This window comes from Terrisporobacter petrolearius, assembly GCF_020748185.1.
Classification (GTDB): Bacteria; Bacillota; Clostridia; order Peptostreptococcales; family Peptostreptococcaceae; genus Terrisporobacter; species Terrisporobacter petrolearius.
In genome coordinates, this window is the sequence record NZ_JAHZMO010000013.1 from 45924 (window position 1) to 61033 (window position 15110).

The following is a 15110-nucleotide window of genomic DNA, read 5'->3' on the forward strand; positions in this document are numbered from 1 at the left end:
ATATATTGTTAAATAATATCTTAAGCATTCATTAAAAAAATTAACGCTAGATATTATCACCTTCCTTAAATCATTACTTTGTATAAGTTATCACAAATTTATATTGATGTCAATGTTTTTGTAAGTTTACTGCTAAAAAAAGAGAGGTCTTAACCCCTCTTTATTTCTATATATAAATAACCTGTTTATAGATTATTCTATTATTGTTGCTACAACTCCTGAAGCTACTGTTCTTCCACCTTCTCTGATGGCGAATCTTAATCCTTCTTCAACACATATAGAGTTTATTAAATCAACTTCTATAGTTACGTTATCTCCAGGCATTACCATTTCTGTTCCTTCTGGTAATTTACAAGCTCCTGTTACGTCTGTTGTTCTGAAGTAGAATTGTGGTCTGTATCCATCGAAGAATGGAGTATGTCTTCCACCTTCTTCTTTTTTAAGAACATATATCTCTGCAGTGAACTTTGTATGAGCGTTAACTGAACCTGGCTTAGCTAATACTTGTCCTCTTTCGATATCGTCTCTTTGAACACCTCTTAATAATGCTCCTATATTATCTCCAGCTTGTGCGCTATCTAATAATTTTCTGAACATTTCTACACCAGTTACAACAACTTTTCTTGGCTCTTCAGTTAATCCTACTAATTCAACCTCGTCTTGTACTTTTAATACTCCTCTTTCTACTCTACCTGTAGCAACTGTTCCTCTTCCTGTTATAGAGAATACGTCTTCTACTGGCATTAAGAATGGCTTATCTACATCTCTCTCTGGAGCTGGTATATACTCATCTATTTGTTCGAATAATTCAACTATTTTGTCTCCCCACTCTGATGAAGAATCTTCTAATGCTTTTAATGCTGACCCTCTTACTATTGGAGTGTCATCTCCTGGGAATTCATATTCGTTTAATAATTCTCTTACTTCCATTTCAACTAACTCTAATAATTCTTCGTCGTCTACCATGTCACATTTGTTTAAGAATACTACTATGTATGGTACACCAACTTGTCTTGATAATAGTATATGCTCTCTTGTTTGAGGCATTGGTCCATCAGTTGCTGAACAAACTAATATAGCACCATCCATTTGAGCTGCTCCTGTTATCATGTTTTTAACGTAGTCAGCATGTCCTGGGCAGTCAACGTGAGCGTAGTGTCTGTTTGGAGTTTCGTATTCAACGTGTGCTGTTGATATTGTGATTCCTCTTTCTCTTTCTTCTGGAGCTTTATCTATGTTAGCGAAATCTACAGCTTCTCCTAATTGATATCTATCAAATAATGTTTTTGTTATTGCAGCTGTTAATGTAGTTTTACCGTGGTCAACGTGACCTATTGTTCCTATATTAACGTGTGGTTTATTTCTTTCAAATTTAGCCTTAGCCATTGTGAAATACCTCCTAATATATTTAATATAATTTAAAATGCTTACTATAAGCTTATGATAAGTATTTTACTATTAATCATTCCTGTTTTCAAGATGTTTTTCCAATTTTCTCTTCACTCTTTGAAGAGCATTATCTATTGATTTTACATCTCTATCAAGCTTGTCCGCAATATATTGATAAGACTTGCCATTTAGGTATAATTCCAGCACTTCAAGCTCTAAATCACTAAGAAGTTCGTTCATTTTATTTTCTATGTTTCTTAGTTCCTCTGGATCAGTAACTATACTAGTTGCTATAATATCCAAAAGAGTTCTATCTGACTCTTCATCATAAATAGGTTTATTCAAAGATACATATGAGTTAAGAGGTATATGTTTTTGTCTTGTTGCTGTTTTAATTGCAGTTATTATCTGTCTAGTAATACAAATTTCAGCGAAACACTTAAATGAATTTGTTTTACTTCCATCAAAGTCTCGTACCGCTTTATACAGACCTATCATTCCCTCTTGAATTATATCTTCCTTATCAGCACCTACCAAAAAGTAGGATTTTGCCTTTGCTTTAACAAAGTTTTTATATTTTGTAATAATGTATTCTAATGCTATTTTATCCCCATTGCTTGCTTTTAATACAATATTATACTCATCCTGCTGGTTATTATCCAAGACTCTGTAATCATTATCATTAGCTACTAACATTAAAATCTCCCCCAATTAAAAGTTTCATAATTACATTATAGCTTATGAAACTTAGCGTTTTCAATGCTTTCTACGAATGTTCTCAAGTTTCGACAATATATCTTTATCTAGCCTTTCTTCCAAAAAATTTCGCTGTATTTTTTGCTGGCGTTTTTCTTGCTCTTCTTTAATTTTTACTATTGCACTGTCTACATAGAGTTTTAACTCTCTTGCTGATATTCTAGAAGCCCCTTTACCCAAAACAATTTGTTGTTCTGCATAATCACTAGTGGCAACTTCTATATCATCATACTTTGATAATGAACTTATGTATTTTTCTATGAAACTATCTGCTGTTTGATGTTCTTTTGTATAAACTATAGTTATATATTTTCTTTCTTCTATTTTTTCTTTAGAACTTTTCACATTATAAGCATCAAATACTATTATTGCTTTTTTCCCAGTATACTGTGCATATTCAATAATGTAATGAATCAGCTTTTCTCTAGCATCTTCCAAATCATCTTTAGATATTTCTTTTAAATTATCCCATGCGTTTATAATATTGTAACCATCTATTATTAAATAAGCGTTTCTATTGTGTCTCCTCATTTTTTAATTTTTAACCTTTATTTCTCTGTCTAAATATTTCATAAAGAAGTATTCCTCCTGCTACAGAAGCATTCAGAGATGTTACATTGCCTGTCATCGGCATTTTTACAGTAAAGTCACAATTTTGCTTTACTAACCTTGATATTCCAAATCCTTCACTTCCTATAACTACTCCAATAGGACCTGTTAGATTTTGTTCATAGAAAACTTCTCCATCCATATCTGCTGCAGCTATCCAAAGACCTTCTTCTTTTAATCTTTTTATTGTATTAACTATATTGGTTACTTTACAAACAGGTACATATTCCACAGCTCCAGCTGATGCTTTAGCAACAACAGGAGTAATATGTACAGATCTTCTCTTTGGTATTATAACTCCATGAGCTCCAACAGCATCTGCTGTTCTTATTATTGTTCCTAAATTATGTGGATCAGTAATTTCATCTAATATTATAAAAAACATATCTTCATTTGTACTTTTTGCTTTTTCTATTAATTCTTCTAACTCATAATATTCATAATCACCTACAATGGCTATTACACCTTGATGCGCATGACTTGTACTTATTTCATCTAGTTTGCTTTTATTAACATATTGCACAACTATATTTTTATCCTTAGCCATTCCTATTATCTTTTTTATAGAACCTTCTTTTGCTCCATCTGCGATCATTATTTTATCTATTTGTCTGTCACTTTTTAAAACTTCAATTACGGGATTTCTTCCCTCTATATTTGCCAATTCGTTCACCGCCTATAAATTTTTAAATTTTTCCCTTATGCTGACTATTTTACCGCAACTCATTTTACCTTCTGAACATGGTCCTTTTACACATTTAGGACCACAATTTTTAAACAGTATTGGTGCAACTTTTTTTACTTCTTTTAGCATTTCAGTTGCTAATTCTCTTATTTCCCATTGTGCTCTTTCACAACATCTATGGTCAAAAAAATTATATAAACTTCTTGTATTTATTGTAAATACCATTTTAGTTTCACAAGCATTCGGAAATACATATCTAGCATCCTCAATGGCTATTTTTTCACCTTGAGATTTAGCTTCTTTTTCGCTTTTACCTTCTTCTATTAATTTCTTATAATTTTTTTCAAATAGTATATCAACTAATTTATCATAATCTTCTTGGTCCTTTTTCATAGACTGAATAAATATTTTTTTAGCTTCTTCTATTTTTGCAATTTGCGGAGGGATAATGTACTCAAACTGACCTAGCTTAACATACCTTTGACTTTGCTGAGAAAAACTAGCTATTCTATGTCTTACTATTTGGTGAGAGCAACTTCTAGATATTCCTTCTATGCCAAATGTAAATGTTACATGTTCTAACGGAGATTCATGTCCCATATTAATCAACACATTTAAAAACTTTTCTACGCTTTCATCACTTAAATTTTCTTCAATTTCATCTACTCCTACTGGAGAATAGCAAAGCTTAGCTGCCATAGCTATAACTTTTTCAGGCTGTGGAGTATGTGCTAATAGTTTTACCTTCATTAATTTACCTCCTAGTTCTATTGTTATAAATATATTATACTATATTAACATATAGTTTACGGAATATTTTAAAAAATGGTATATAATTCTCCTTATTCCAATAGGTTTACCAACTAAATAAAAAAGTATTGCTCAAATGGCAATACTTTTTTATTACATATTACTTTCTATTATAGAAATCCCTTTATACACTATATATTCCAGTCTTTCTTTGTCTTCTTTTAAATATAGGTATCCCACTAGAGCTTCAAATCCAGTTGCACATTTATAATCTATAATGTCTGCATTTTTAGGAGATGTATGAGACTTTTGATTTCTTCCTCTTTTGTATATTCTATTTTCTTCTTCTGTAAATTCTTCAACCATTCCATGTATTATGGATGCTTGAGCCTTTGCATTTGAATATTTAATTGCAGTTTTGTGTAAGTCATTAACTTTTTTATTACAGTTGTCTCTTATTAAATATTCTCTTATATAAGATTCATATACTGTATCTCCTAAATAAGCCAATACCAAGGGCGACATTGTTACTAGTTGTGTTTTATCCATTTTATGCTCTTCTCCATTTAACTCCTTGTCTTGTGTCTTCAAGTACAATACCTTTTTCTAATAATTCATCTCTTATTTGATCAGCTAATTTAAAATCTTTATTTTTCTTAGCATTTGTTCTTGCTTCTATTAATTTTTCTATTTCTTCGTCTAGTATATCTTCTTGTTTTTTGTTTACAACGTTTAGTACACTAGTTAATTCATTAAACTCAGCTAAAACCTTGTTAGCAAATTCTTTAGTTGAGTTTTCGTTTACATTAGAGTTCGTAAATTTAGCTAATTCAAATATTACACTTACAGCATCAGCTGTGTTTAAATCGTCATCCATAGCTTCTATAAACCTTTGTCTAAATGAGCTTAATTCTTCCTCTAGTTTTAATTCTTCAGTATTTTCAGCATCATTGTTTAATTTACTTATTATAAATTCTAATCTTTCCTTAGCATTGTATAATCTTTCAAGTCCAGCTTTAGATTGATTTAATATTTCATCACTAAAGTTGATTGGATTTCTATAATGAGTTGATAGCATGAAAAATCTAACTATCTCTAAATCATATAATTTTGATATATCTCTTACTGTGAAGAAATTCCCTTTTGACTTACTCATCTTTTCATTATTAATGTTGATATATTCATTGTGCATCCAGTAGTTTGAAAAAGTCTTTCCACTTCTAGCCTCACTTTGTGCGATTTCATTTTCATGATGAGGGAATTTTAGATCTTGTCCTCCAGCGTGTATATCTATAGTATCTCCTAAATATCTACGAGACATAACAGAACATTCTATATGCCATCCTGGTCTACCTTCTCCCCATGGACTCATCCATCCTGGTTCACCTTCTTTTTTAGATTTCCATAAAACGAAATCCATTGGATGTCTTTTTTGGTCATTTACTTCTATTCTTGAACCAGCTTCTAATTCTTCTTGTTTTATACCAGAAAGTTTTCCATAGCCATTGAATTTTTGAGTATCAAAATATACATCTCCATTTACTGCATATGCATATCCTTTTTCCTCTAATTCTTTAACAAACTCAATTATTTCCTCTATATTTTCTGTAACTTGTGGATGTACAGTTGCTCTTTTCACTCCAAGTCCATCTGCATCTACAAAATATTCTTCTATATATTTTTTAGCAACTTCTTCTGGTGCTATATTTTCTTCATGACCTCTTTTTATGATTTTATCATCTACATCTGTAAAGTTTTGAACATAAGTTACGTCATATCCTCTATATTCTAAATATCTTCTTAATGTATCAAAAATTATAAATGGTCTAGCATTACCTACATGAATGTAGTTATATACTGTAGGACCACAAACATACATTTTAACCTTTCCTTCTTCTAATGGTTTAAACTCTTCTTTTGCCCTTGTCATGGTATTAAATAGTTTCATTTTCCCATCTCTCCTTTCTATTTAGTTTCCTTTTTATTATGTATTTAAAATATTATTCTATAAATAAATTTGTTTTTTTAAGGGTAATGATATTATTATACCCTTGTTTATTTTGTTTCTAACTTTAATTTTGCTCACATAATCCAAAGAAAATACAAATATTTTCTAATAATTTTGCTCTACTATATTATTATACATAATTAACTCTTTATAAAAAACCTATTCTTCAACTTTTGTTAAATTAAAGCAAAAGAATTGCTACCTTTTTGATAGCAATTCTTATTTATTTATAATATGTTGTTTTTTACATAAGCTAATCTATTTAAGCAAGTATCTTTTCCAATAACTTCCATTACCTTGTTAAGATCTGGACCATGCATTTGTCCTGTTAAACTTATTCTTGATCCCATGAATAAGTTTTTACCTTTTATTCCATGCTCTTTTTGTATTTCTTTAAGCATAGCTTTTGCAACAGCTTCATCTAGAACTTCCATGTTAGATAATTTTTCTATTAAAGCATCTACTAAAGTAGGTATATGCTCTAATTTTAAGAAATCTCTACATTCTTCAGTTTCTAATTCAACCTTATCTCCAAAGAATATTGAAGCATGATCAGTTATTTCTTTTACATATTGTAATTTTTCTTTAAGAACCGAAACCATTCCTTTTAGGAAATCATATTTTTCTTTAGCTTCTTCTTTTGTTACAAAACCAGATTCCACTAAGAATGGTATGGCTAAATTGGTTAAAACTTCGTCATCTCCATCTTTCATATAGTGTTGATTAACCCAGTTTAATTTTTCTGTATCAAACACTCCACCACTCTTAGAAACTCTTTCTATAGAGAAGGATTGTTCAAGTTCTTCCATAGAGAATATTTCTTGATTTTCTTCTGGAGACCAACCAACTAATGCAACGTAGTTAACTAATCCTTCTGGTAAGTACCCTTTTTGTTTGAAGTCTTCTACTGCAACATCACCTTGTCTCTTACTTAATTTTTTCTTTTCTTTATTAAGTATGTTTGGTAAATGTACAAATGTTGGAGCTTCCCATCCAAATGCTTCATATAAGTAAACATGTTTTGGAGTTGAAGAAACCCATTCTTCACCTCTTATTACATGAGTAATACCCATTAAGTAATCATCAACTACAACAGCAAAGTGGTATGTTGGGAAACCATCAGTTTTTATTAAAACTTGGTCATCTAAATCATTTGTATTAAACTCAGTTTCTCCTCTAACACCATCCATAAATTTTATAACATGGTTTTCTGGTAATCTAAGTCTTATAACATATGGCTCACCAGCAGCTATTTTCGCTTCAACTTCTTCTTTAGTTAAATCTCTACAGTGACCATCATATTTAGCAGTTTCTCCTGCTTCTCTTTGCTTTTCCCTTACTTCATCTAATCTTTCTTTTGTGCAGAAACAGTAGTAAGCTTTACCGTTATCTAAAAGCTCTTGGATATGTTTTTGGTATATGTCTAATCTTTCAGATTGGATGTATGGCCCACAATCACCTTTTTGAACTACATTTCCATTATCGTCTAACATAACACCTTCTGTGTGATTTACGCCAGCCCATTTCATAGCATTTAGCATATTTTCTATTGCACCATCAACAAGTCTTGTTCTGTCAGTATCTTCAACTCTTAATATGTATTCACCACCCATTTTTTTAGCGAATAAATAGTTATAAAGAGCTGTTCTTAAACTACCTATATGAACAAATCCTGTAGGACTTGGAGCAAATCTTACTCTAACATTACTCATCTTATGCCTCCTAAAACTAATCTATTATAATCTTACGTTATTTTTTTTAAATTCTTCTCTAATTCTAGCCTCTATATCTCCTACAACTATTAATTCTTTTTCACCAGTTTCTCTTAATACAAATTCAACTTTTCCATCTACTATATCTTTACCAACAGTAATTCTCATTGGAATACCTATTAACTCAGCATCCTTGAATTTAAATCCTGGTCTTTCATCTCTATCGTCTAATATAGTTTCAACACCCATAGACTCTAATTGCTTGTATATTTTTTCTGCATTTTCTACTTGCTCTTCTTTTTTCATATTAACTGGCACAACTATAACATGATATGGAGCTACCGATAAAGGCCATTTTATACCATTTTCATCGTAGTGTTGCTCTATTATAGCGGCTGCTGTTCTTTCAACACCTATTCCATAACATCCCATTTGTATTGGTTGAGATTTACCTTCTTTGTCTACAAAAGTACAGTTCATTGCTTCAGAGTACTTAGTTCCTAATTTAAAGATGTGACCAACTTCAACACCTCTCATTATTTCCAATTCTCCACCACACTTAGTACATTTATCCCCATGTTGTACAGATCTGAAATCTCCTACTACACCTTCGAAATCTCTTCCGTGGTTAGCATTTTTTATATGGTATCCTGTTTTATTTCCACCAACAACTAAATTTGATTGATCTACTATTTCTTGATCTATAAATAAGTGGTCAGCTTTTATTCCTATTGGTCCAGCAAATCCTGTTTCAGCACCAGTAACTTTCTTAACCATTTCTTCTCCTGCTAAATCCATTTCAATAACATCACCTACAGCATTAGCTACTTTTGTATCATTGACATCTCTATCTCCTCTAACAACTACCGCTACAGATTTTCCATCTGCATCAAATATTAGAGTTTTAGCAAACTTACTTGCATCAGCTCCCATGAACTCTTCTAATTGTTCTATTGTTTTTACATCTGGTGTAGAAACTTCTTCTAACTCTAACATTTCTTCTTTACATGGTTCATGATTTACTGATTGAGCTTTTTCTATATTAGCTGCATAATCACACTCCTTACAGAATACTATTTCATCTTCCCCAACTTCTGATTTAACCATAAATTCTGCTGAGAAAGCTCCACCTATAGCTCCTGAATCTGCTTGTACTGGCGCATTATCTAATCCACATCTAGCGAATATATTAGTATATGCTTCAAACATATCATGGTATGATTTATCTAATCCAGCTTCATCTATATCAAAACTATAAGCATCCTTCATTAGGAAAGTTTTAGTTCTCATTACACCAAATCTAGGTCTTCTTTCATCTCTATATTTAGCTTGTATTTGATATAAGTTTAAAGGAAGATCTTTATATGACTTAACTTCTTGTCTTACTATATCTGTAAATACTTCTTCATGTGTTGGTCCAAGACAGTAATCTTTACCTGTTCTATCTTGTAACCTAAACATTTCAGGTCCCATCGCTGTCCATCTTCCAGACTCTTGCCATAATTCAGCAGGTATTATACCTGTACAAAAGATTTCATTGCCATCTTTTGCATTCATCTCTTCTCTTATTATGTCACTTATTTTTCTAAAAACTCTTAGTCCTAATGGTAAATGATTGTAAAGCCCTGAAGACATTTTCTTAATCATTCCTGATCTTAACATTAACTGATGACTTGTTATCTCTGCATCAGCTGGAACTTCTTTTAATGTTGGTATAAACATTTTTGACATTCTCATATTAAATTACCTCCTGAAATTTATTTTTTAATATGCAGCTTGCTCTGAGCATTTTGAACAATTAGAAATTATAATTTCTTTAAAATATAAAAAAAGCCCTTCATCTCTAAAAATAGAGACGAAAGGCTGACTTTCCGCGGTACCACTCTAATTAATCATAATATTTTATGATTCTCTCAAGGGATGTAACGGTCCTGACCCGTAAAAACTTTTTACCGTTTTTATACTAAAAGACTGGTTCAAAAACTTCCTCTTAGGAACTCTCACCAATGTTCCCTCTCTGTAAAGATTTCATTTTTTACTATTTCTTTATTGTTGTTTTTAGTCTTACTTAAGTTGTTTTAAAATATAATAATTTAATGATATAGCATTTCATTTTTATTGTCAACTTCAAGTTTCAAATAATATCATTATAATTTTTAGTGTATATTTCAAAATAATTTTATGATTCTTATATTTTTCTATATGAAAATTATTATATCCAGTAAATAATACTAATATACTATTTATAAAAAGTTTTTGTGCTGATTTTTTTCTATTTTATTTAAGCTTCTTATTTTTTATTCAATAAACAAATACTTTGAGATGAAATGCCTTGTTTTTCACCCGTAAACCCAAGACCTTCCTCCGTAGTTGCTTTCACACTAATATTGTCTATATCTGTATTTAGTACTGTTGCAATATTTCGTCTCATTTGTTCTATATGTGGAGCCATCTTTGGACTTTGAGCTATTATTATACTATCTATATTATTTATTTCATACCCTCTTTCATTTATTAAATGATTAACACATTCTAGAAGTTTCATACTATCCGCACCCTTATATTTTTCGTCTGTATCTGGGAAATGTTTACCTATATCACCTAAAGCCAGAGCGCCTAGCATTCCATCCATTATGGCATGAATCAATACGTCTGCATCAGAATGTCCAAGAAGTCCCTTTTCATGCGGAACATTTACTCCACCTATGATCAAAGGTCTTCCTTCAACAAGTTTGTGTACGTCATATCCTAAGCCTATTCGCATCTAAATTTTCTCCTTTTTATATTAATTTTTTTAAAATTTCTTCGGCTATTTTTAAATCTTCAGGTGTAGTTATCTTTATATTATTATAACAGCCCTCTACTACTTTAACATTATGTCCTAAATATTCTATTAACATAGAATCATCAGTTCCATAATATTTATCATGTTTAGCTTTTTCATGAGCTTTTATAATAAGTGAGTAATCAAAAACTTGCGGCGTTTGAATTGCCCATAGTGTACTTCTATTTGGAGTGTCGCACACCTCATTATTTTTATTTATTATTTTTATAGTATCTTTAACAGGAACCCCTACTATTGCACTATTGTGTTTTTTCGCACAATTTATAGATTTTTCTATAATTTCGTTAGTTACAAAAGGTCTTGCCCCATCATGAATTAAAACTATTTTACATTTTCTATCTATTTGTTTTAATCCATTATATACAGAGTCTTGCCTTTCTTTTCCCCCAAGAGCAACCTTTATATTTTTATATCCATACTTATTTATAATATTTTCTCGGAAAAATTTTTCTTCATCTTCCCTAACTACTATAATTATCTCTCCAATATTTTTATTTTCATAAAATTTATCTATAGTATGTGCTATTACTTCTTTTCCTCTTATTTTTAAAAATTGCTTATTTATATCAGCTTTCATTCGGCTTCCTCTGCCTGCGCTAACAATAATTACACTATTCATGTTTCACCTCTTCTTATTACTCTTTAATTTATTCTAATAAGTTAAAAAGACCTTCTAGTCATAGAAGGCCTTTTATATTAATTCTTAGGTTTTCCAAATATCATTCTTCCTGCAGAAGTCTGAAGTACCGATGTAACTAATACATTTATTGTTTCACCAATATGTTTTCTTCCACCTTCTACAACTATCATTGTTCCATCATCTAAGTAGGCTACTCCCTGGTTAGACTCTTTACCTTCTTTTACAACTTGAGCTACCATTTCTTCTCCTGGTATTGCAACAGGCTTAACAGCATTAGCAAGTTCATTTATATTTAGAACTTCCACCCCTTGGAACTGAGCTACTTTATTTAGGTTATAATCATTTGTCACGACTTTTCCATTCATTACTTGAGCAAGCTTAAGAAGTTTACTATCGACTTCTGGTATATCATCAAAGTCTTTTTCAGTTATTTCAACTTCTATATCTAATTCTTTTTGAATTATATTAAGTATATCTAGACCTCTTCTTCCTCTAACTCTTTTTAAATCATCAGATGAATCTGCAATATGTTGTAATTCATTTAAAACAAACTTAGGTATAATAAGTTTTCCTTCTACAAAACCTGTTCTACATATATCTGCTATTCTACCGTCTATTATTACGCTAGTGTCTAATACTTTTGGTGGTATTGATTTTGTAGTATTGTCTTTTTTGCCTGACTTATCTTTTCCTAAACTTGGAGATAATCTACTTAACTTACTAATATTAAATAAATCTTCTCTACTTTTCAAAGTTATTTTTATACCTATATAACCCATAAATATGTAGATTATTATAGATAAAATTGTTTTGATTAAAGGCATTCCTGAAATTGATCCAAATAATCCACCTACTATTAAATACGCTATAACAAGACCTACAATTAATCCTACTACTCCTAATAATATATCCGTTTGTGGATATTTAGAAATTTCTGTATCTAAAATTTTTACAAATCTTCTTACTTTGTTGAAAAACCATGGACTTATTAAGTAGAAAAGTATCCCTACTAATAGCCCTGCTACTAAACCTACTAAATATACATTCTCTATTCCAAAACTAAGTTGTGGAAAGAACTTTACTAAACTTAAATATGAAGTTGTTCCTAGTATAGCTCCTAAAAAAGATATTAAAATTCTTATTATTTTGCTTATCAAAGCTTCACCCCCTATAGTGTGATTTATATGATACATCATATATATGAATTTTTTATTAATTTTTTCTTAAAATTACATTATATTTGCATATCTAGCGATGCCATTCTTTCCATCTTTATAAGTCCATTTTTTATATAAGTTGCTCTTATTTCTCCTATTCCCTCAACTTCATCTAAATCCTCAATTGAAGCTGATTGAATACTTTTAAAGTCATCAAAATAATTAATAATATTTTCTATAATTCCACTTGGTAACCTATGAATTTTATTTAAAACTCTATATCCTTTTGGTCTAATTTCCATATCCATACTCTCAGTTATGCCAGAGTAACCTAAGATTTTCGATACTTTTACTAAATCAAGTAATTCATCATCTGTTAAACTTTTCATTTTTCTTTGTATTTCTTTTAACTCTACATTATCTTTTTTATAATCCATATAAATCATCATTCTATCTTTTTTTGTAGTTCCCATTAGTTCTTCTAGCTGCATTCTTACTAGTGTTCCTTCTTCACCTAGTTCAATTACATATTTTTCAATTATAGTTATTATTCTCATAACCATTTCTATTTTTTGAACTACTAGTGCTACTTCATAGATAGTAACCATATCTTTAAATTCAAATGAATTTAGATTTAAAATAGCTTGATCTAAAACAGATTTATACTTTTCTAATGTTTGTAAGGCTTGATTAGCCTTAGTAAATATCTTTGATATTTCTTCAATTACGTATTTTTGTTCTCCCCTGTATACAGTAATTATATTTCTTCTTTGAGAAATAGATATTACTATAGCACCTGTCTGTTTTGCTACTCTTTCTGCTGTTCTATGTCGAGTTCCAGTTTCTGATGTTTGTATTGAATAGTCAGGTATTAATTGTGCATTTGCCAATAATATTTTTTTTACATCATCACTTAAAACTATAGCACCATCCATTTTAGCCAATTCATACAAATATGCTGGAGAATAATCTGCATCTATTTTAAAACCACCATCTACAATTTCAGATATTTCATCATCACTGGCCAATACTATAAGTCCACCAGTCTTAGCTCTAAGCACGTTATCAAGTCCTTGTCTAAGAGGAGTTCCTGGAGATATTTTTGTAAGTGCATGAAGTAAGTTTTTATTATCCATAATATTATCGATATTATACATTCTTATTCATCACCCCCTTAATACTAGGTTTATAGCTTGTCTTAGATTATCTACTGGTATAATTTCTATTCCTTTTGTATCTTTTACTGTAACATGATTATTTTTGGGTATAACTATCTTTTTAAATCCTAATTTTTTGCATTCAGCTATTCTTTTTTCTATATAGCTAACAGCTCTAACTTCCCCTGTTAACCCTACTTCTCCTGTTACAACTATATCACCATCAATAGGTATATTTCTAAAACTAGAAGCTACAGATAATATTATGCCTAAATCCATTGAAGGTTCATTAATTTTTATACCTCCAACAACATTTATGTACACGTCTTGATTTTGTATTTGTAATCCTACCCTTTTTTCTAATACAGCTAATAATAAAGCTACTCTATTGTAGTCAACTCCTGTCGCTGTCCTTTTTGCGATTCCAAAACTTGTTGGAGATACTAATGCTTGTAATTCTAGAAGCATTGGTCTCGTTCCTTCTACAGTTGATATTATAACTGAGCCTGATACATCTTTAGGTTTTTCAGAAATTAAAACTTCTGATGGATTTGTTAGTTCTATTAATCCTATATCTTTCATTTCAAATACACCTAATTCATTTGTTGAACCAAATCTATTTTTTACAGCCCTAACAAGTCTATATGTATTATATCTTTCACCTTCAAAATACAAAACTGTGTCCACCATGTGTTCTAGTAATTTAGGTCCTGCTAATGAACCTTCTTTAGTTACATGTCCAACAATAAAAGTAGATATTCCCATCTTCTTAGAAATCTTCATAAATCTAGAAGTTCCTTCTTTTATTTGACTTACAGTTCCTGGTGCTGAAGATATTTCTGGGCTGTATACAGTTTGTATCGAGTCCACAATTATCAAATCTGGATTTATACTATCTAAATAGGCTTCTATTATGCTTAAATTATTTTCTGAAAAAATAAATAAATTGTCAGTATTAACACCTAATCTATGAGCCCTCATTTTTATTTGAGATTGTGATTCTTCACCAGATATATATAATACTTTTTTCCCTGCACAGGCAACATTTCTAGATACTTGCATTAATAGTGTGGATTTTCCTATACCAGGATCTCCTCCTACTAAAACTAAAGAACCTTTTACAATGCCTCCACCTAGTACTCTATCTAACTCTTCTATCTCGGTAGAAAATCTTTGTTCATGTTTTATCTCTATGGAGTTTATGCTTATAGGTTTTGAATCACCCTTACTTATTACAAAAACTTCCCTCTGAGATTTTTTTTCTTCTATTTCTTCAACAAATGTATTCCACTTTGTACATTCAGGACACTTTCCTAACCATTTGCTAGTTTCATATCCGCATGATTGGCATACATACTTTGTTTTAATTTTTGCCATTATTATTCACCCTTAAATGCTTTAT

Annotated in this window: 14 protein-coding genes and 1 other annotated feature; all 14 genes read right to left on the bottom strand. The window is 30.4% G+C overall.

Translation table 11 applies throughout. The features are described 5' to 3' along the window. Window positions 1–192: 192 nt before the first annotated feature. The 14 genes from tuf to radA all read right to left on the bottom strand — a co-directional run bounded on the left by tuf (window position 193) and on the right by radA (window position 15085). Window positions 193–1386, bottom strand: coding sequence for an elongation factor Tu (gene tuf, locus K0040_RS09845; protein WP_228108692.1), 1194 nt, complete (start codon window positions 1384–1386; stop codon window positions 193–195). Window positions 1387–1458: 72 nt separating this feature from the next. Then, window positions 1459–2085: an RNA polymerase sporulation sigma factor SigH gene (gene sigH, locus K0040_RS09850; RefSeq protein WP_228108693.1), complete on the bottom strand. Its 627-nt coding sequence runs from the start codon at window positions 2083–2085 to the stop codon at window positions 1459–1461. Window positions 2086–2145: 60 nt separating this feature from the next. Then, window positions 2146–2676 carry an NYN domain-containing protein gene (locus K0040_RS09855; RefSeq protein WP_074920395.1) on the bottom strand — a complete coding sequence of 177 codons (531 nt, stop codon included), beginning with the start codon at window positions 2674–2676 and terminating at the stop codon, window positions 2146–2148. Window positions 2677–2686: 10 nt separating this feature from the next. After that, a complete protein-coding gene (gene rlmB, locus K0040_RS09860) occupies window positions 2687–3418 on the bottom strand; it encodes a 23S rRNA (guanosine(2251)-2'-O)-methyltransferase RlmB (protein ID WP_228108694.1) in 732 nt (243 codons plus the stop codon). 12 nt (window positions 3419–3430) lie between these two features. Further along, window positions 3431–4189 (bottom strand): FAD-dependent thymidylate synthase, encoded by a 759-nt coding sequence (gene thyX / locus K0040_RS09865; protein ID WP_228108695.1) that lies wholly within the window; start codon window positions 4187–4189, stop codon window positions 3431–3433. Window positions 4190–4342: 153 nt separating this feature from the next. Beyond that, window positions 4343–4738, bottom strand: a complete 396-nt coding sequence (locus K0040_RS09870; protein WP_074920398.1) for a Mini-ribonuclease 3 — start codon at window positions 4736–4738, stop codon at window positions 4343–4345. Between the two features lies 1 nt (window position 4739). After that, window positions 4740–6137 carry a cysteine--tRNA ligase gene (cysS, locus tag K0040_RS09875; protein ID WP_228108696.1) on the bottom strand — a complete coding sequence of 466 codons (1398 nt, stop codon included), beginning with the start codon at window positions 6135–6137 and terminating at the stop codon, window positions 4740–4742. A gap of 287 nt (window positions 6138–6424) precedes the next feature. After that, window positions 6425–7909 (bottom strand): glutamate--tRNA ligase, encoded by a 1485-nt coding sequence (gene gltX / locus K0040_RS09880; protein ID WP_228108697.1) that lies wholly within the window; start codon window positions 7907–7909, stop codon window positions 6425–6427. Window positions 7910–7933: 24 nt separating this feature from the next. Then, window positions 7934–9646 carry a proline--tRNA ligase gene (locus K0040_RS09885; protein WP_228108698.1) on the bottom strand — a complete coding sequence of 571 codons (1713 nt, stop codon included), beginning with the start codon at window positions 9644–9646 and terminating at the stop codon, window positions 7934–7936. Between the two features lie 111 nt (window positions 9647–9757). Next, window positions 9758–9971: a binding site (T-box leader), on the bottom strand. 228 nt (window positions 9972–10199) lie between these two features. Continuing rightward, complete coding sequence (gene ispF / locus K0040_RS09890) at window positions 10200–10673, bottom strand: 2-C-methyl-D-erythritol 2,4-cyclodiphosphate synthase (protein WP_228108699.1); 474 nt, start codon at window positions 10671–10673, stop codon at window positions 10200–10202. Window positions 10674–10689: 16 nt separating this feature from the next. Continuing rightward, entirely contained in the window at window positions 10690–11373 is a 684-nt protein-coding gene (gene ispD, locus K0040_RS09895) for a 2-C-methyl-D-erythritol 4-phosphate cytidylyltransferase (protein ID WP_228108700.1), read from the bottom strand. A 77-nt stretch (window positions 11374–11450) separates the two neighbouring features. Continuing rightward, window positions 11451–12551: a PIN/TRAM domain-containing protein gene (locus K0040_RS09900; protein ID WP_228108701.1), complete on the bottom strand. Its 1101-nt coding sequence runs from the start codon at window positions 12549–12551 to the stop codon at window positions 11451–11453. A gap of 77 nt (window positions 12552–12628) precedes the next feature. Beyond that, the gene (disA, locus tag K0040_RS09905; protein ID WP_334302503.1) at window positions 12629–13699 is read right to left on the bottom strand and encodes a DNA integrity scanning diadenylate cyclase DisA; all 1071 of its coding nucleotides are present in this window, start codon (window positions 13697–13699) and stop codon (window positions 12629–12631) included. 18 nt (window positions 13700–13717) lie between these two features. Then, window positions 13718–15085 (bottom strand): DNA repair protein RadA, encoded by a 1368-nt coding sequence (gene radA / locus K0040_RS09910; protein WP_228108703.1) that lies wholly within the window; start codon window positions 15083–15085, stop codon window positions 13718–13720. Between the last annotated feature and the right edge of the window lie 25 nt (window positions 15086–15110).